Genomic DNA, 17,880 nt, shown 5'->3' with positions numbered 1-17,880 from the left:
GCCGAGCGGGACACGGTGACCGACTCGCGAGGTTCGCTGGTGAGGTCCACCGGGCGGTGGACCACGCGAGCAGGTGTTCCGATCATGCCTGCTTCCTGTGGCGACGACCACGTCCGGTGTGGCTGCCGACGGCGCTACTTCTCCGACGCGCTCGGGGGCGCCCTGAACGGCAGGGTGCGGTCAGACGACGCCTGCCGCCCTCCCACACAGGCAGCGCCCGAATCGGACATTAAGGGATAAAGGCGACATAAGTGCGGAGCGAAGGCTCTTATTGGGACAATAGGTATTAAACACCGTAGATCGCCGTTTGTCGCTCGTTCTGCCGGGAAACAATGACGTCGCGGGGCAATGACCATTTAACGGTCATTAGGCGACATTCCTGTTCATTTAGGAATGGCGCACAAATTAGGCAGTTGATCCTTTAGAGGGGGACGAAATGCCCAAGCTCAAGAAGGTCATCGCCGGACTCGCACTTTCCACCGCGCTCGGCGGTGGTGCCCTCGCCGCGGGCGCCACAGCCGCGAGCGCGTCAACCGCTCCAACTGGCTGGGGTCGTACCAACCCGTGTACGAACAACAACACCATCGAAAACAACTGCTTCCGAAACGAACCCTTCCAGAACGAGTGCTTCCGGAACGAGTGCTTCCGGAACGAGTGCTCCCGGAACGAATGCTCCCGCTCGGACCTCGACGACATCCTCTGGGACGTCTGCGTCGCGGGCCACTGCTCCAACGTACTCCCCGGATTGGTCGGCTGTTTCAATTAGAAGGCCTGCCTGAGGGCCTGCGGAATGAACCGCGTGCTTCGAGGTGAGAAGCGTCCATTCCGCAGAGCAGGAACAAGGGCTCCGGCGACTGAACCGCCGGAGCCCAGGCTTCTCACCCGGACACAGTGCCGATTACGGTCGACCGGGATTCGTTCACCTGCCCCTCCACCACTACGCGTACGCGAAGTGTGTGGAGGGGCACGAAGGCCGTCCCCGGGCCCGTGAAACCGCGAGGATCACCAGCGGTTACGGGCCTCCTCGGCCCAGCCGGTGAGGCCGTCGAGGTCCACCCAGGCGCCGTCGTCGGCCCGGGCCCGTCCCGAGAAGTTGCCGAAGCACTGGTGCGTCTCGTTGCCCACCAGGCCGAGTTCGGTGCGGGCCACCTTCTCGTGGAAGGGATGGAACTCCACCTCCACCCGCGGGCCGGTGATCCGCCACGGGCGCAGCCAGTCGGTCCGGTCGTACGACCACTCCAGCGTGTCGCCGATCTTGTGCAGGCGGCCGCCGACGAACAGGGCGTTCTCGGTGGAGCCGGTGCCGTCGGTCCACTTGCCGCCGAGCTGGATCGCCCGGCCGGGCCCGCTGCCCGCCGCCCAGTTCCACGTGATCGAGTACGGCCACTTCCCGCGGCCGTGGTCGAGCACGGCGAACGACTCCGCCTCGTCGACGGTGAACTCGGCCGACTCCAGCCGCAGCCGCCCGCGCACCGGACGGCCGACGTCCTTCACCGTGTACTGGAACCGGTTCGGCCCCCAGGGCACCACCACGCCGAGCGACTCGTGGCCCTCCGGCAGCGGCACCTCCAGATCGAGCTCGACACCGGGCGCCACGGCCCGGATCGCGGTGCCGGAGTCACTCTGCTCGATGTCGATCGTCACACCGCCGCCCCGTACGGACGCCGTCCCGGCGCCGCTGCGGTCGGGGAAGACGGCGCCGCGGGCCAGCGGCACCACGACGTCCTTGGCGATCTCCACGCGGGTGTCCCGGTCGAGTACGTACACCCCGTTGACCACCGCGTAGTCCAGCGACGACGCGACCAGGCCGACGATGTGGCGAGGGGTGACGATCCCCCAGTATTCCCAGCGCTTGCGCCGTCCCCAGCCACGCAGGTTGCCCCGGTGCAGAGGACGGCGGGTCCAGCCCACCGCGCCCGGGTTGAGCCGGCCGTCCGGCAGGCACAGGTCGACGGGCGCGGTGATCTCCCGCTCGTGCGTGGTCATGCGAACCTGAGCCTTTCCGTGATCGAGCGTACGAGGTCCTCGGGGAGTTTGAGCACCGCCCGGTCATAGGTGAGCAGGCCGTTGATCTCGTCCTCGACGTCGGACAACTGGGTGTAGACGGTCGCGCTCAGGCCGCGCGCGACAGCCGGGATGATCTGCTCCTCGTGCAACCGGGCGAACGCCTCGCCGAACGCGTCCGCCGTGCGGTAACGGCGGTAGCCGAACTCCTTCTCGCCCCAGACGTGGCCCTCGACGCGCAGGCCGTACCCGCCGTATTCGGACAACACGAGCACCCGGCCGTCGGGCTGGGGTGGGCGGAACCGGCGGAAGTAGACGTGCAGGCTGCGCAGGTCGCCCGCGCGCTGGTCGTGCCAGCCGCTGGCGTGGTCGACCGTACGCGTCGGGTCGAGCCGGGCGACCTCCGCGGCGATCCGCGCGGCGTCGAACTGGCCCCAGCCCTCGTTGAACGGCACCCAGACCGCCAGGCTCACCACGTTGCGCAGGTGCTCGACCGTGGCGCGCGTCTCGGCCTCGAACGCCGTACGGCCCGCCGCGTCGGCCCGGCCGAACCGGTGGTGGCGGCGGTCGTCCAGCCGCACGACGGGCAGGAACGCCGGCGTGGTGACGACCCACGGACGGTACGGCTCGCCGCCGTTGACCATGTCCTGCCAGACGAGCATGCCGAGCCGGTCGCAGTGGTGATACCAGCGCAGCGGCTCGATCTTGATGTGCTTGCGCAGCATCGTGAAGCCGAGCCGTTTCATCGTGGCGATGTCGTGGATCATCGCCTCGTCCGAGGGCGGCGTGTAGAGGCCGTCCGGCCAGTAGCCCTGGTCGAGCACGCCGGCGTGGAAGTAGGGCCGGCCGTTCAGCAGCAGCCGGGGGACGCCGTCGGCGTCGGGCCCGACCGAGAAGGAGCGCATGCCGAAGTAGCTCCGCACGCGGTCCGCGCCGAGCGACACGGCGACGTCGTACAGGAAGGGATCTTCTGGGCTCCAGGCGCGCACCTCGGGCAGGGGGACGCGCACCGGCTGCCCGACCGGCACCGTGACCCGCGCGACCGCTTCGCCTCCGGCCGAGATCTCGACGCGCGCCTCCCCGCCGACCTCCCCGCCGGACGCGTGGACCGTCACCTCCACGCAGGAGTCGTCGAGCAGCGGGGTCAGCGTGAGCCGTTCGACGTGGACCTCGGGCACGCGCTCGGCCCAGACCGTCTGCCAGATGCCCGACTGGGCGGTGTACCAGATGCCGCCGCGCCGCAGCCGCTGCTTGCCCCGCGAGCCGCTCCCGGTGTCGTCCTGCACGGCGACGACCAGGATGTTCTCCGACGGACGCAGCGCGTCGGTGACGTCGAACGAGAACGGCAGGTAGCCGCCGGTGTGACCGCCGACCTCGTCGTCGTTGACCCACACCCGGCAGGTCTGGTCGACCGCGCCGAAGTGCAGGATCACCCGCCCGTCGGCGAAGCCCTCCGGCAGGTCGAACCGGCGCCGATACCAGAGGGTCTCCCCGGGAAGCAGTTGCCGGTTCACCCCGGACAGCGGCGCCTCCGGCGAGTACGGCACGAGGATCTCGCCGTCGTACGTCTCGGGGGCGTAGTCCCTGATCGCGTACTCCCAGCGGCCGTTGAGATTGAGGTGGCTGTCGCGGACGAGCTGGGGCCGCGGGTATTCCGGGAGCGGGTCATCCGACACGGGTGAGCCTCTTCAGTTCGCTGGTGGCGTCGAACGGCCACGGCCGGGGCAGCCCGTGGCTCATCAGTAGCGCGCCGTGGTGCGTCTCTCCGGTGTCCTCGTCGCGGTAGACGCCGTCCGGGTGCAGGCCCTTCAGCCGTACGGGGGCCGTCACCCGGACCAGCGTGGTCGGCCGCCAGGAGAGCACCACGACGTGCGGATCGAGGGTGTACTGCACGGCCCAGTCGGCGAGGCGGTCCATCCGGCCCTCGTGGACGACCGGGCGGATCAGCTTGTACTGCTCGACGAGGCGCTTCGCCTGCTCCAGGTCGGCCGGGCTCCAGCGCAGCAGGTCGCCGCCGATGCCGAGCGCGCCGGACATCGCGACGTGGAAGCGGAAGGCGAGCGGCGTCGGCCGGCCGGTGAGCGCGTTGGGACTGTCGGTCACCCAGGCGCCCATCGTGCAGGCCGGATAGATCTGGCCGTAGCCGTGCTGGATCGCGATCCGCTGGGCGGCGTCGGTGTTGTCGGAGGTCCAGATCTGCTCGGTGCGGGCGAGCATCCCGAGGTCGGCGCGGCCCCCGCCGCTCGCGCAGCCCTCGATCGTCAGGTGCGGGTGGGCCGTGCGCAGCCGGTCCACCACGGCGTAGACGTTCCTTATGTACGGCACCCACACCTCGTCGCCGGCCTCGCTGATCGGCCGATTCATGTCCCACTTCAGGAACGCGATGTCGTTGTGGGTCACCAGCTCGTCCAGCCGGTCGTACGCCCACTCGGCGACGTCGTCCCGGGAGAAGTCGAGCAGGAGCTGGTCGCGCATCTCGGTCGCGCGCCGGTTCGGCTGGCGCAGCACCCACTCGGGGTGGGTGCGGTAGAGCTCGCTGTCGGGATTGACCGACTCCGGCTCCACCCACAGGCCGAATCCCATGCCGAGCCGCTTCACATGGTCGATCAGCGGGGTGAGACCGTCGGGGAAGCGGTCGGGGTTCGGCCACCAGTCGCCCAGGCCCGCCGTCTCGCCCGTACGGCCCGCGAAGGCGCCGGTGCGCCCGCCGAACCAGCCGTCGTCCATCACGAACAGCTCCACGCCGATGCCCGCGGCGAGCTCGGCCAGCTCCATCTGCTGGTCCTGGGAGATGTCGAACTCGGTCGCCTCCCACGAGTTGTAGACCACCGGCCTGACTCTGCCGGGCGCGGGCAGCACGTGGCGGCGGACGTGGCCGTGCCACCGGTGACTGACCCCGCCGAACCCCTCGGCCGAATAGATGCCGGTGAACGCGGGTGTCTCGAGGGATTCGCCGGGTCCGAGCCGCCAGGTCACCCCCTCGTGCCCGAACCCGCCGCTCCAGCCCGCGCGGCCGTCGTGGTCGCGTTCGACCGTGATGCGCCAGCTTCCGCTCCAGGCCAGCGCCGCGCTCCACACCTCGCCGCGGTCCTCGGTCGCGTCGCCCGCGTCGAGCATCACCCACGGGTTGGCGTGGTGGCCGCTGTGCCCGCGCCTGCTGGTGAGCACGGTCTCGGCCACCGCCAGTGCCACACGCCTAACCTGGAACTCCGCGCCCCACTCTCCGGTGACGTGGGTCAGCCGGTAGTCCTCGCGCCGCGGCACCGCCCACGCCGCCGAGTCGCAGCGCAGGACGGTGATCGGCCCGTCACCCGTGTTGCGCAGGGTCGTCCAGCGGTCGACGGCGTCGCTGTCCGGCCTGACCCGGTAGTGCAGGTCGATCTCCAGCGGGTAGTGCCGGTCGGCCATCCTGATCGTCAGGCGGCCGCCGTCGACGTCGTGGCCGAGGTGACGCCACTCGACCCCGCGTACGGCGTCGCCATATCTGACCTGCAGGCCCGCCACGCCGAACCGGCCGCCGCCCTCGACGGGCAGTTCCTCGGGGCCGGCGGGCAGCGCGCGGGCCTGGCCGAGCGTGAGCCGCGGCCCCCAGTGGGCGCAGCGCGGCGCGCCGTCCGGCCCGAGCCGCACGGCGTACGCGCTGGACGGGGTGGTGAGCAGCCACAACCCCGGTTCGGTTTCGATGGTCACGAGAGCCACACTCCGGTGTCGGGCGGCAGCAGGTCGCCGTCGAGGGGCCCGCTGGCGAGCAGCACGTCGTGGTGCCAGGCGAGCGGCACCGGCTCGGCGCCGAAGTTCACCATGAGCGTGAAGCCGGGGTCGCGGGCGAAGGCCAGCACGCCGGGAGGCGCGTCCAGCCAGGTCAGGTCGCCGTCGCCGAGCGCGGGATGATCGCGCCGGATGGCGAGCGCGGCGCGGTAGAGGTTCAGCGTCGAGCCGAGGTCGTCCCGCTGCGCGGTCACGGTCAGCGCCGCCCAGTCCTCCGGCTGCGGCAGCCAGGTGTCGCCGGTCCCGAACGCGTACGGTGGGGCCGCGCCGGACCAGGGGAGGGGCACCCGGCAGCCGTCCCTGCCGATGTACGCGCGCAGCGTGCGTTCGAACATCGGATCCTGCCGGGCCTCGTCCGGAATGGTGAGATGTTCGGGCAGGCCCAGTTCGTCTCCTTGGTAGATGTAGGCCCCGCCGGGCAGGGCGAGCAGCAGCAGCGCCGCCGCGCGTGCGCGCCTGGTGCCCAGCTCCACGTCCACGTCCATCCGGCCGAGCAGCACCTCCGGGGTCGGCGCGCGGACCAGGTCCTGGTCGACGCCGAACCTGGTCACCATGCGCGGCACGTCGTGGTTGCCCAGCACCCACGGGATCGACCCGCCCGTCTCACGCGCCAGCCGGTGCGACTCGTCGATGACCGTACGGAACTCCTCGGCCGACCACGGGGTCGGCATGAGGCCGAAGCCGAACAGCTGGGCCAGCCCGTCTCCCGACAGGTAGGGCCTGGCCTGGTCGGGGTGGCCGAACCACATCTCCGCCACGGTGCAGGTGGGCGCGGTGCAGGCGGGCGCGGTGCCACGGTCGCCGGAGTACGAGTCGAGGATCTCCCGCCAGGACCGGTAGAGCTCGAGCAGCTCCGGCTGGTGTTCGTAGGGCATGGACGTGTGACCCGGGGTGAGCGGGCCGCCCTGGCTGCCGGGGACCACGTCGGGCAGGCCGTCCTGCTTGAACAGCATGTTGGCCACGTCGATCCGGAACCCGGCCACGCCCCGGTCGAGCCAGAACCGCAGCACCCGCTCGAACATGGCGACTACGTCGGGGTGCCTCCAGTTCCAGTCGGGCTGCCCGGAGTCGAACAGGTGCAGGTACCACTCCCCGTCGGGCACCCGGGTCCAGGCCGGGCCGCCGAACACGGACTGCCAGTTGTTCGGCTCGTCCCGGAAGACGAACCGCTCGCGCTCGGGACTGCCGGGACCGGCGGCCAGCGCCGCACGGAACCACGGATGCTCGGCCGAGCAGTGGTTGGGGACGATGTCGACGATCACCTTGATGTTCTTCGCCGCGGCCGCCGCCACGAGCGCGTCGAAGTCCGCGAGCGTGCCGTACCGGGGATCGACGTCGTAGTAGTCGGCCACGTCGTAGCCGCCGTCGGCCAGCGGCGAGGGGTAGAACGGGCTCAGCCAGATCGCGTCCACGCCCAGGTCGGCCAGGTGGCCGAGGCGGGACAGCACACCGGGCAGGTCCCCTTCGCCGTCGCCGTTCGCGTCGGCGAAGCTGCGCGGATACACCTGGTAGACCACCGCGTCGCGCCACCAGGCGCCCTGGTCGTACGGCTGGGTGAGGCGCTCGGTTTCAGCGGACACCGCGGATCCTCCAGATCAGACAGGCCCCGAGCGTGGCGAAGCCCGCCGCCACGCCGTACATGAGCGGGTAACCGCCGGCCGAGGTGACCAGGGGTGCGGCGATCACCGGGCCGAGCGTGTTGGACGCGGAGTTGGCCAGGCTCACGATGCCGAGGTCCTTGGCCCGGTCGGCGTCGGCGGGCAGCAACTGGGTGACCATCGCCTGGTCGACGGCGGCGAACATGCCGTAGCCCGCGCCGAGCAGCACGGACGCCGCGATGGCGGCGGACCAGCTCGTCAGGATCGTCAGCACCAGTCCCGATGCGGCCATCGTGAGGCCGCCGACGAAGACGGCGGGCCTGCGGCTGCCGTACCGGTCGGACAGCCAGCCCGCGAGCAGGGTCGGCACGACGCTGCTCAACGTGAACACCGCCACGAGGACCACGACGCCCTGCTCGACGGTCGAGCCGGGGAAGAGCCGCTCGTAGTGGACGGCGTCCCGCAGGTAGTACTGCAGGTAGCCGATCGCCATCGCGAGCGTGAGAGTGATCATGAGCCGGCTCATCCAGGCCCAGGCGAAGTCGGGATGCCCGCGCGGGCTCACCCACAGGCCGCGCAGAAAGGACCGCAGGTCGAACGGCGGCGGCCCCACCGTATTTGCGGCGGCGGTGACGGGTGCGGCGGCGGGCGCGGTGGTTCCGGCGGTGACCTCGATGGTGACCGTGGCGGCGGCAGCGGTTTGCGCGGGTTCGCGGGTGAACAGGCCGAACGGCAGCACGAGCAGCAGGATCAGCGCCGCCATCGAGAGGAATCCGGCCTTCGCTCCGGTCAGCAGGACGGTGGCCACGACCCCGCCCAGCAGCGGCCCGGTCAACTGGCCCACGCCCGCCAGCGCGGACACCTTGCCCCGCTGACGGATGGGCACCTGGTCGGGCACGGTGGCGATGGCCGCGGCCAGGGCGGCGGTGAACGCCAGTTGGGCCACCGCCCAGCCGACGATCAGTCCGGCCAGCGACTCCTGCCAGGCGAGGAACACCAGGGACGCGGCGCAGACCAGCGCTCCCCCCACGATCCACGGCCGGCGCCGGCCGAACCGGGAACGGGTCCGGTCGGACATGGCGCCGAACAGCGGGTTGGCGATGATCGTGCAGACGGCGCCGACGGCGAACACGGTCGCCAGCGACGCCTCCTTGTGTGCCGGGTCGATGTGCGCCACGTGGGAGGGCAACAGGATCTGGTTGCCGACGGTCATCGCCATGATGACGCCCATCTGGGCGAGTGCCAGCAGGGTCATCCATCCGGTGGTCACCCGTTCGACGGGCGTGACGCGCACCTCGTCCATGCGGTTCCTTCGAGGTTCCAAAACATGAGAGGGTGCCACGTTAGAACATGACAGGGCGTTATGTTAAGACTGTTCGGTGGACAATCCCGGCGTCCGGCGGCGGCCGGTCCAGAAGCGCAGCATCGACAGGGTCGAGCGCATCCTCGACGCATGTGCCCGCCTCTTGGACGAGGTGGGCCTCGACGCGCTGACCATCGTCGACGTCGCCAGGCGGGCCGAGGTGCCGAGCGGCACCATTTACCAGTTCTTCGACGGCAAGCCCGGCATGCTGCGCGAGCTGGCGCTGCGCAACCTGGAACTGCTGCTGGTGCGGCTGCGCCGCAGAGTGGCCGAGGTGGCCGCGGAGGGCGCGGAGGGAGCGCTCACCTGGCCGCGCGCGGCGGAGCTCGTCCTGACCGAGACGGTCGAGATGCGCAGGACGGTCCCCGGCTACACCGTGGTCGACTTCGCCGACACCCGGCCGGGCGGGCCCACGTTCCTGCCCCCCGGCGAGGCGAAGGAGGGCGGGGACGTGCTGGCCGAGCGGCTCTACCACTTCGCCCTGGACGAGGCCGGGCTGCCGCCGCTGCCCGATCCGTACCGCGTGATGCGGCTGGCCATCCAGGCCACCGCGGCCGCACTCCAGCTCGCCTTCACGGCCTCACCGGAGGGCGACCCCGCCATGATCGAGCAGGGCCGCAGACTTCTGAGGGCCTACTTCGCCGACGTGTCCTCGCGCGGCTGACAACCCTGGAATGTGGATGGGAGACCGGGCCGTTCGCGCCCGGATCACCGTACGGCGCCGACCACCGCCCAGCGGCCGGACCGCAGCCTGGCCAGCACGGTGATCAGCCGGATCAGCAGGAAGGCCGACAACCCCGACCAGATTCCCACCAGCCCCCAGCCGAATCGCAGCGAGGCCCACACCACCGGCAGGAACCCCAGCACCGCTCCACTCGCCGTCGCGGTGCGCAGGTATGCCGCGTCTCCGGCGCCGAGCAGCACTCCGTCCAACGTGAACACGACGCCGCCGATCGGCTGCAGCGCGACGAAGAACCACCAGGCGCCGGGCAACTCGGCCAGCACCGTCGCGTCGGTGGTGAACACGTGGGGGAGGGAACCGGCCAGCGCCGCGAACACCACGCCGAGCAGGGTCCCGAAGATCAGCCCGCAGCCGGTCACCTGCCAGGCCAAACGGCGCGCGCGTTCCGCGTCGTTCGCGCCGAGCGCGGCCCCGACCAGCGCCTGGGCGGCGATGGCCAGCGCGTCGAGGACGAAGGCCAGGAACATCCACAGCTGGAACACCACCTGGTGGGCGCCGGCCGCCGCGGCGGAGGTGTGGGCGGCGACCGCGGTCGCCGACACCCAGCACGCCTGGAAGACCAGGCCGAGCAGCACCAGGTCGCGCGCCAGGCCGAGTTGGGCGCGCATCGCGGCCGGAGCCGGAGCGAGCGGCACGCCCTCGGCCCGCAGCGCCCGCACGAACAGGCCCGCGGAGATCAGCTGTCCGGCCACGTTGGCGACCGCCGACCCGTCGATCCCCCAGCCGAGCCCGTACACCAGCACCGGGCACAGCGCGGTGGAGATCACGTTGCCCGCGAGCACGTAGCGCAGCGGGCGCCGCAGGTCCTGCACGCCGCGCATCCAGCCGTTCCCGGCCATGGTGATCAGGATCAGCGGAGCGCCGAGCAGGGCGATCCTGAGCCAGCTCACCGCCGCGTCGGCGACCCGGCCGTCACCGGTGAGCAGACCGGCGACCGGCGCGGCGAGCAACTGTCCCGCCACGGTGATCACCAGCCCCACGATCGCCGCGAGCCAGGTCGCCTGCACGCCCTCGGCCACGGCGTCGGCCCTGCGGCCCGCGCCGTGCAGCCGGGCCGCGCGGGCGGTCGTGCCGAAGGACAGGAACGTCATCTGGGAGGAGATCTGCGCCAGCACGATCCCGCCGACCGACAGCCCCGCGAGCGGCACCGCGCCGAGGTGGCCGACCATGGCCGTGTTGACGAGCAGATAGAGCGGCTCGGCGGCCAGAACCCCGAGCGCGGGCACGGCGAGCGCGAGTATCTGACGCAGCGGGGCCCGGCCCACGTGCTCACTCAAGCGTTCCTCCAGGAAGGGGGGCCGGCCGGCGCCCGGCGAGCCGTATCGCTCGCCGCGACATCGGGCGACAGGAACGCAATTGTCTTGCTATTGCGAAGAGTTCGCAACAAACGCCGTCCGGCTGCGGTCAGCGGTCGCCGGTTCCTTCACGCACCGCGGTTCCTTGAAGCGCCGTGGTTCCTTGACGTACCGCGGTTCCTTGATGCGCCGTCGGGCCGGCGCCGGCCCGACGTACGGGAGGAGTGGCCGAAGTGGGCGAGTTCAGGACGTCATGCAGGCTGAGCCGGGCGGGCGGCGGGAGGGGGTCGTCGGCCTGTCCGGCGCGGAAGGCGCCGAGCAGGTAGGCCACGAGTCGCCGGGACGCGGCCCCGGCCTCCTCCGCGGAGCCGGTGACGACGCCGCAGTTGGCCATCAGCAGCAGGGCGAGGTCGTCCGGCGAGAAGTCGGCGCGCAGCCGCCCGGCCGCCTTGGCCCGTCGCGTCAACTCGGCGAAGGCCTGTATGGCACGGTCGCGCTCCCGCTCGATCTCGACCGCCTCGGGGAACGCCGCGACGAAGGCGGTGCTGAAGCCACGGTCGCCGGCCTGCATGCCGCAGATCCTTTCGATGGCCGTACAGAACCCGCGCCACGGGTCCGGATCGGCCAGCGCGTCGTCGACGACCGACACGCATGCCTCGAACTGATCGGCGAACACCTCGGTGACCAGCGCTTCCTTGGTGGGGAAGCGGCGGTAGAGCGTCGCGACCCCTACACCGGCATGCCGGGCGATCGCGGCCATCGGCACGTCGAGACCGCGGTCGGCGAACAACCGGCGGGCGACCTCGACGATGCGGTCACGATTCTGCCGGGCGTCGGCGCGCAGTGCCACGGCCCCCTCGGGGACGGCCGGCATCCGAGATGCCTCAGCGCTCATGTTTCTCACTTCGGGTTAAGTGGACAAGGCTCTCCACTTAGCAGGTTACGTTGGCGGCGAGAGACACCCGTCGCGATGGAGGTTCTGTGCGATACCGGAGGCCGCTTCCTCGGCGAGCGATCGGCCGTTTCAACTCCTGCGTCCTGACGTTGCGCTCGTCTCCCCGATGGGGCCGGCTGATCAGCAGACGCCTCACCGTCGTCACCTACACGGGACGCCGCTCGGGACGCACCTTCAGCACACCCGTCGCCTTTCGGCGTGCGGGTGACACCGTCACGATCGGCGTCCAGCTCCCCGACGCCAAGACGTGGTGGCGCAACTTCCTGGGCGAGGGCGGCCCGATATCCCTGCAGCTGGACGGGGTCGACCGCACCGGGCATGCCGTCGCCAGACGCGACGAAGCGGGCCGCGTGACCGTCACCGTCCGTCTGGAGCAGTGACAGGCCGGCCCTCGCCGAGGGGGCGAGGGCCGGCCTGCGATCGATCAGGACGTGGGAGTCGGGGTCGGCGTGTCCGTGAGCGTGGGCTCGGGGCTGGGTGCGGCGGTGTCCGTGGGAGGCGCGGTCTCCGTGGGGGTCGTGGCCGGGCCGGGTGTCGCGGCCGGCGGTTCCGTGGGGACGACCGTCGGCGTCGGACAGGGCTCAGGGGCGCGCCAGGTGGGCTTCCCCGAGCGCCACTTCAGCGAGTACGCGGAGCTCTTGCCGAGATACCACAGCCGCTTGCTCGGCCGCGAGAGGTCGAAGACGTAGGCGGCCGTCGCCGTCTCCCCCTGAGGGGCGGCGGGCGTCGTCTCCTCGGTCTGCGGGGGAGTGGAATTCGTCTCGCCAGGGGGAGCGGGGGCCGTCGAGGTGTCGCTCGGAAGAGGAGCGGGGGTGCTTTCTGCGGGAGGCGTCGGCGTGCCCTCGGTGGGGGTCGGCGTGGTTTCGGGAGGCGTCGGCGTGCCGCCGGTGGGGGTCGGCGTGGTTTCGGGAACGGTCGGCGTAGTGGACGGAAGCGGAGCCGGGCTCTCCGGGCCGGCGGTCGGCATGCCGGACTGCGCGGACGCGATCACCGAGATCCACGCGTCCTGCCGGATCTCGCCGCCCCGGCGCCCGGTGAGCGTCCGAGTGGAGTCGCCGATCGCGTACGACCGCTCGAAGCCGTCCTGGCTGCGAACGGTGATCGAGTCATCCGCCACGGCGACGGCCTGCCCGGTCTGGGTGAACACCGTGACGGTGCCGCACCCGTCCTTGGTCGGCACGACCACCTCACCGTGCAGCGCGCCGAGGAACGGGCCCACCAGGGGCACCTCGGTGGCGGGCGTCGCCGAGGGGGCGTCGGTGGCGGTCTCGGCCGGGGCGGCCGTCGGCGTGATCGTCACGGTGGCCGTCACGACAGGCTCCGCGGTGTCGGGCGGCGGGGTGACGGGGGTGGCGGCGGAGGCCGCCGTCACTCCGATGCCGCCCGACGCCGTCAGCACGAACGCGGTCGCGAGGATCATGGGTTGGGAGATGCGCCGGCGCGGCCCGCCCGGTCCGGACAACAGTCCTTTCGGGCGGTGGGGGTTGGTCGGCTTCACCGTTCCTCCGTATCGTTCGATCCGATGGTCTCCGCCGCACGGGGCGGCGGTCGTACCGGAGCGCTCTGCCCCGATACCCGACTGAAGCGACCGGCATATTTGTTGCCAAACCGTGTCACTTCCGATGGATTGAGGAGACCTTCCCCGTATCCGCCGAATCCATGCGGGCGAAATCCGCGACCATGAGGCGGTCCGGGCGCTTTCGGCAGGTCGCGGGGGGCGAACCGATTTGAGATTCGGTAATCATCTGATGCGGCCGTGCGACGGGCGGCGGACGACTCCGGCCCGCATGACGCGTTCTCCCGAAGCGATCATCGGTGCGGGCCGGGTGCGCGTCGCACCCGGCCCGCAGTGGTGTTCCGTCAGCTCGCGGTGCAGGACAGCGTGGGGACGCTGTTGCTGCCGTTCCACGACCCGAGGAATCCGAAGGTCGTGGAGGCCTCGGCGCCGAGGCTGCCGTTGTAGCTCATGTTGCGGGCGGTCACGCTGGACCCGCTGCTGGTGACCGTCGCGTTCCACGCGTTGGTGACGGTCTGGCCGTTGGCGTAGGTCCACGTCACGGTCCAGCCCTTGATCGCCGAGCTGCCCGCGGTGACCGCGACCTCACCCTGGAAGCCGCCGCCCCACTGGCCGACCACCTTGTAGGTGGCCGAGCAGCCGCCGGGCCTGGGTGACGGAGAGGCGCTCGGAGACGGCGACGGGGTGGGCGACGGCGACTTCGACGGCGAGGCACTGGGCGACGGTGACGGGCTGCTGCCGCTGTAGACCGAGGCCTCCTTGGCGGTCGCCTTGATGCCGTTGGCGCCGTTGAAGATCCTCGTGCCGAAGGTGGTGAGCTGCTTGGGGTCGAAGTTGACCGTCATGTCCAGGATCGGGTCGCTGTTGCCGCTCCACGACCAGGCGATCCAGCCGAGGCCGCGCGACTGCGCCTCGGACAGGATCGTCTCGTGGTCCACCTCGCCGGAGTTGAACTGCCAGCCGAACTCGCCGATGACCAGCGGCCACCCCTTGGCCTGGAACCGGTTGAGGTAGTCGACGATGCTCGCGGCGGTGTTGAACACGGCGTACATGTGGATCGACAGCACGGTGTTGTGCCGGCTGTCGGCGTCGAGGATGGTCTGGGCGTTGTCGCGCATGACGTACTGCCAGTCCTGGCCCCAGTTGGGCGCGTCGACCATGAGCAGGTGCTCGAAGCCGTTGCTGCGCATCTTCTTGATCGCGTTCGCGGTGGCGTCGGTCCACTGGGCGGGGTTGGTGTTGCCGATCGGCTCGTTGCCGATGTTGATGACGACGTAGTTCTCCTGGCCGACCAGGGCGCTCTTCTGGCTGATCCAGTAGTTGACCGCCTCGTCCAGAGAGGCGGCGGCGCCCTCCTCGCCGTACCCGGTGGTGTCGTGCACCTCAAGCACACAGATCAGCCGGTTCTGCTTGCACAGCGAGATCACGTTGGCGACGTCGTTCGACGGGCCCCACCGCTTCCCGCTGCCCAGCACGACGCGTACGGTGTTGGCGCCGAGCGCCTTGATGTTGGCGAACGAACTGGTCTGATTGGTGTACCAGACGTGGGGGTGGTTGACGCCCCGCATGATGAATTCCTGGCCGTTGGCCTCGACGATCTTGGTGCCGCTGACGTGCAGGCCCACGGCCGCGGACGCGGGCTGGACCGAGACCAGGATCGACGCGATGGCCGCGAGTACGGCGGCGCCGAGGGCGATGAGCTTGTGCTTCATGTACCTACCTCGTGGTGGGGGTCCCTGCGGATACCCCGGTGGCCGCGCTCACTGTGGCGACAGTGACTGATCCGAGGAAAGAAACCGGCCCGGACGGGGTGACCACGAGCAGGTGTGCGAACTCGCATGGACGGTTTTTCCTCCGAGCGCGGACAACCGGCCATGCACGACCAGGCGGGACCCTGACCGTCCTACTCCCAGGTGCATGGAAATCTGAAAGGGAGGCTCACATACCAGCGGAAGCGCCGTCAATAGTTTAGAGCCCAGAGAAATAAACGGCAGGCCGATCGCGGGATGCCGGTCGCACCCGCCGAACCGCTCCGCCCGCGGCCTCCCCCGACGTGGTTCGGTAGGCGGGCCGCAGGCACCGCATCGGATGGGTGCGCATTCCCCTGCCGGTCACATGGTCGCGACCGTGACTGGCGGTGTGCCGGCCTGGCGCAGGAGGGTGAGCCGGTCGGTGAGGTGGGGCCGGTGAGGTGGGGCCGGTGAGCAGAAGGACGGACGACGCGCCGATGACCCACGACATGACCGGGGGCAGCAGGCCCCAGGGTGGACGAGGGCGGCGCGGCCTCGTGAGCGCCGCACCGGATGCCCTCGCCCCGACGGTGACGACGTCGCGTTTCGATGTCGGTCACGGCTACGCGCTCTATCAGGGGCCGTCGTGGGACAGCGGCTTCCACCGCCACGCCGCCTTCCAGATCGTCGTCGCCGTCGAGGGTGAAGCCGCCATGGTGGACGCCTCCGAGGTCTGTCACCGCGCCGTGGCGCTTGTGGTGCCGCCCATGGTGCGACATCGGATGCGGGCGACGACGGATCTTCGGATCTTCTTCGTGGAGCCGCAGTGCGCCTTCGCCGACCGGTTGCGCGAGCGCTGCGGCTCCGGGATCAGCGCGGCTCCCGAGCTGCGTGAGCGCGGCGAGGACGATGTCCGTCTCGCCGGCGCGCGACCGTCCCGTGAGCTCGATCCCCGGCTGCTCGCGGCGATGGACGCGCTGGCGGACGGGCCGGTCTCGATGCAGGATCTGGCCAGGCGGGTGGACGTGTCCCCGCAACGGCTGCGCGGCCTTGCCCGCAGCCAGCTGGGCATGCCGCTGACCCGCTGGCGCGTCTGGGGCCAGCTGCGCCGAACGGTGGAGGCGCTGCGGGCGGGGCGGTCGCTGGCGGAGGCGGCGGCCGTGAGCGGTTTCGCCGACCAGGCGCATCTGACGCGATGGATGCGCGAGATGATGGGGCTGACCCCGGCGGTCGTACTGCCGGTGCTGCGCCCGTCACTCCCGGAAGGCGACGTAGACCGAGATCGAACCAGTGACCGTTGACACGACCTCGGCCTCCCGCACGTCGCCGAAACCGGCCTCGGCCATCGGCTCCGGCAGCGCGTCGCCCATCCCGGTCTCCCACCGCACCGTCGCGCCGACGGCTTCGGCCTTGCGCCGGGCGATCGTGAGCACACCCTGATCCGGGTCTGTCGCCACCACCCGCGCCCGCGGCTCGGTGCGGTTCAGCAACAGCGCCGTGAACCCGGTGCCGCATCCCACATCGACGATCAGATCCTCCGGTCGCGGCGCGACATGCATGACGGTCAGCGCCCGCCACAGCAGCTCCCGGGTCAGCGTGACGACGGGATCGTAGAAACGCGTGGGCGCGAAGCGTCCGAGGGCGGGAGTGAAAGCCTGTTCGGTCATGCCCAGCAGGCTCGCACCGCGAGACCGTCCGGTCTTGAACGAACCGCTCACCCTTGATCCACGGTTGTCGCCCATGAAGAAGGTGTCTCCCTGCCGCAGGCCGGGCGCGGTTCCCTCCGGCCGTCTCGTCGTCGAGACGGGGGCGAAGATCCCGTCGCCTGCCTTTCGGTCAGGCGGGCAGAGCCGGGTAGTCGGTGTAGCCGGCCGCGTCGCCGCCGTAGAAGGTGGCCGGGTCTGCGGTGTTGAGAGGAGAGCCGGTCGCCAGGCGGCGGGGGAGGTCGGGGTTGGCGAGGAAGAGCCGCCCGAAGGCGATCATGTCCGCGGTTCCGTCGTGGATAAGCGCGAGTTCCTCAGCACCGGTCGGGCGGGCGCCGGTGTGCGGGTTGAGGATGAAGGTGCCAGGGAATCGCCGTCGCATGGTCTGCGTCAGATCCCGGTGGCCGGCCTCCATGACGTGCAGATACGCCAGGTCCAGGGCGGCTGTCCGCTGCACCAGCGCCTGGTAGACGGGGTGCGGGTCGGGTTCGTGGATGTCGTTGTTCATCGTTCCGGGTGATAGGCGCAGGCCGGTGCGGGCACCGCCGATCGCGGAGGCGACCGCCGAGACGACCTCCACGGCGAACCGGATGCGGCCCGAGGCCGACCCGCCCCAGCCATCGGTGCGCTGGTTGGTGTTGGGGGCGAGGAACTGGTGGATCAGATAGCCGTTGGCGCCGTGCAGTTCCACCCCGTCGAAGCCCGCATCGACGGCGTTACGCGCGGCGCTCGCGAAGTCGGCGATGGTCTGCTCGATCTCGGTGGCCTTCAGTTCGCGTGGGGTGACGAAGTCCTTCATGCCGTCAGGGGTGAACACCTGTCCCCGCGCGGCGACCGGCGACGGCGCCACCGGGACCATGCCGTCGGGCAGCAGGACGGGGTGGCCGATCCGGCCGGTGTGCAACAGCTGAGCGAAGATCTTCCCACCTTCGGCATGCACCGCGTCGGTCACTTTGCGCCAGGCGGCGACCTGCTCGGTGGAGTGCAGGCCGGGCGTGAACGGATATCCCTGACCTATCACGGACGGCTGGATGCCCTCCGTGATGATCAGTCCGGCGGAGGCGCGCTGAGCGTAGTACTCCGCCGTCAGTTCGGTCACCAGCCCGCCATAGGCGCGACTGCGGGTCATCGGCGCCATGGCTATGCGGTTGGCGAGCTGCGTGCCGCCGACGGTGATCGGGTCGAATGCGCTGGTCATAGTTGTTC

The 17,880-nt window shown here is 70.7% G+C and carries 14 protein-coding genes; 3 read left to right on the top strand and 11 right to left on the bottom strand.

All coding sequences use genetic code 11. From position 1 onward, the window contains the following. Window positions 1–1,002 precede the first annotated feature (1,002 nt). From IL992_RS30680 to IL992_RS30660, 5 genes are read right to left on the bottom strand one after another with little or no spacing between them, the layout of a single operon-like run. Window positions 1,003–1,986, bottom strand: coding sequence for a DUF2804 domain-containing protein (locus tag IL992_RS30680; RefSeq protein WP_193206839.1), 984 nt, complete (start codon window positions 1,984–1,986; stop codon window positions 1,003–1,005). Beyond that, complete coding sequence (locus IL992_RS30675) at window positions 1,983–3,680, bottom strand: glycoside hydrolase family 2 protein (RefSeq protein ID WP_193206838.1); 1,698 nt, start codon at window positions 3,678–3,680, stop codon at window positions 1,983–1,985. Before IL992_RS30675 ends, IL992_RS30680 begins: the two co-directional genes overlap by 4 nt. Next, window positions 3,670–5,694 carry an alpha-galactosidase gene (locus tag IL992_RS30670; protein WP_319018936.1) on the bottom strand — a complete coding sequence of 675 codons (2,025 nt, stop codon included), beginning with the start codon at window positions 5,692–5,694 and terminating at the stop codon, window positions 3,670–3,672. The genes IL992_RS30675 and IL992_RS30670 overlap by 11 nt, the downstream gene beginning before the upstream one ends. Further along, window positions 5,691–7,352: a glycoside hydrolase family 13 protein gene (locus tag IL992_RS30665; RefSeq protein ID WP_193206836.1), complete on the bottom strand. Its 1,662-nt coding sequence runs from the start codon at window positions 7,350–7,352 to the stop codon at window positions 5,691–5,693. Before IL992_RS30665 ends, IL992_RS30670 begins: the two co-directional genes overlap by 4 nt. Further along, window positions 7,342–8,673: an MFS transporter gene (locus IL992_RS30660; protein WP_193206835.1), complete on the bottom strand. Its 1,332-nt coding sequence runs from the start codon at window positions 8,671–8,673 to the stop codon at window positions 7,342–7,344. The genes IL992_RS30665 and IL992_RS30660 overlap by 11 nt, the downstream gene beginning before the upstream one ends. A gap of 76 nt (window positions 8,674–8,749) precedes the next feature. Between IL992_RS30660 and IL992_RS30655 the strand changes: the two genes are divergently transcribed. Beyond that, entirely contained in the window at window positions 8,750–9,397 is a 648-nt protein-coding gene (locus IL992_RS30655) for a TetR/AcrR family transcriptional regulator (RefSeq protein WP_193206834.1), read from the top strand. A 44-nt stretch (window positions 9,398–9,441) separates the two neighbouring features. Here the strand turns inward: IL992_RS30655 and IL992_RS30650 are convergent, their stop codons facing one another. Next, the gene (locus IL992_RS30650) at window positions 9,442–10,752 is read right to left on the bottom strand and encodes an MATE family efflux transporter (RefSeq protein ID WP_226874077.1); all 1,311 of its coding nucleotides are present in this window, start codon (window positions 10,750–10,752) and stop codon (window positions 9,442–9,444) included. Between the two features lie 127 nt (window positions 10,753–10,879). Then, window positions 10,880–11,665, bottom strand: coding sequence for a TetR/AcrR family transcriptional regulator (locus IL992_RS30645; RefSeq protein ID WP_193206833.1), 786 nt, complete (start codon window positions 11,663–11,665; stop codon window positions 10,880–10,882). 86 nt (window positions 11,666–11,751) lie between these two features. On the opposite strand from IL992_RS30645, the gene IL992_RS30640 reads away from it, so the two are divergent. After that, on the top strand, window positions 11,752–12,105 hold the full coding sequence (locus IL992_RS30640; protein WP_193206832.1) for a hypothetical protein: 354 nt from the start codon (window positions 11,752–11,754) through the stop codon (window positions 12,103–12,105). 44 nt (window positions 12,106–12,149) lie between these two features. Here IL992_RS30640 and IL992_RS30635 read toward each other — a convergent pair whose 3' ends face one another. Together IL992_RS30635 and IL992_RS30630 are read right to left on the bottom strand one after the other, a co-directional pair. Beyond that, window positions 12,150–13,145 carry a hypothetical protein gene (locus tag IL992_RS30635; RefSeq protein WP_193206831.1) on the bottom strand — a complete coding sequence of 332 codons (996 nt, stop codon included), beginning with the start codon at window positions 13,143–13,145 and terminating at the stop codon, window positions 12,150–12,152. A 440-nt stretch (window positions 13,146–13,585) separates the two neighbouring features. Next, window positions 13,586–14,953 (bottom strand): cellulase family glycosylhydrolase, encoded by a 1,368-nt coding sequence (locus tag IL992_RS30630; RefSeq protein ID WP_193206830.1) that lies wholly within the window; start codon window positions 14,951–14,953, stop codon window positions 13,586–13,588. Between the two features lie 488 nt (window positions 14,954–15,441). On the opposite strand from IL992_RS30630, the gene IL992_RS30625 reads away from it, so the two are divergent. Further along, window positions 15,442–16,272, top strand: a complete 831-nt coding sequence (locus IL992_RS30625; RefSeq protein ID WP_319018934.1) for a helix-turn-helix domain-containing protein — start codon at window positions 15,442–15,444, stop codon at window positions 16,270–16,272. Here IL992_RS30625 and IL992_RS30620 read toward each other — a convergent pair. Together IL992_RS30620 and IL992_RS30615 are read right to left on the bottom strand one after the other, a co-directional pair. Next, window positions 16,225–16,638: a class I SAM-dependent methyltransferase gene (locus IL992_RS30620; protein WP_193206829.1), complete on the bottom strand. Its 414-nt coding sequence runs from the start codon at window positions 16,636–16,638 to the stop codon at window positions 16,225–16,227. The two genes, IL992_RS30625 and IL992_RS30620, sit on opposite strands and share 48 nt — an antisense overlap. A 169-nt stretch (window positions 16,639–16,807) precedes the next feature. Further along, complete coding sequence (locus tag IL992_RS30615; protein ID WP_193206828.1) at window positions 16,808–17,872, bottom strand: alkene reductase; 1,065 nt, start codon at window positions 17,870–17,872, stop codon at window positions 16,808–16,810. Window positions 17,873–17,880: the final 8 nt, after the last annotated feature.

Source organism: Microbispora sitophila, from assembly GCF_014892245.1.
Lineage (GTDB): Bacteria > Actinomycetota > Actinomycetes > Streptosporangiales > Streptosporangiaceae > Microbispora > Microbispora siamensis.
Note: the sequence above shows the minus strand (reverse complement) of the source record. Positions and strands in the feature narration are given on the sequence as shown.

What these genes read in the sequence shown, in the direction of transcription:
- IL992_RS30620 (WP_193206829.1), bottom strand. Translation starts at nt 16,638, where the DNA reads ATGACCGAACAGGCTTTCACTCCCGCCCTCGGACGCTTCGCGCCCACG.
- IL992_RS30615 (WP_193206828.1), bottom strand. Translation starts at nt 17,872, where the DNA reads ATGACCAGCGCATTCGACCCGATCACCGTCGGCGGCACGCAGCTCGCC.
- IL992_RS30660 (WP_193206835.1), bottom strand. Translation starts at nt 8,673, where the DNA reads ATGGACGAGGTGCGCGTCACGCCCGTCGAACGGGTGACCACCGGATGG.
- IL992_RS30630 (WP_193206830.1), bottom strand. Translation starts at nt 14,953, where the DNA reads ATGAAGCACAAGCTCATCGCCCTCGGCGCCGCCGTACTCGCGGCCATC.
- IL992_RS30645 (WP_193206833.1), bottom strand. Translation starts at nt 11,665, where the DNA reads ATGAGCGCTGAGGCATCTCGGATGCCGGCCGTCCCCGAGGGGGCCGTG.
- IL992_RS30680 (WP_193206839.1), bottom strand. Translation starts at nt 1,986, where the DNA reads ATGACCACGCACGAGCGGGAGATCACCGCGCCCGTCGACCTGTGCCTG.
- IL992_RS30635 (WP_193206831.1), bottom strand. Translation starts at nt 13,145, where the DNA reads ATGATCCTCGCGACCGCGTTCGTGCTGACGGCGTCGGGCGGCATCGGA.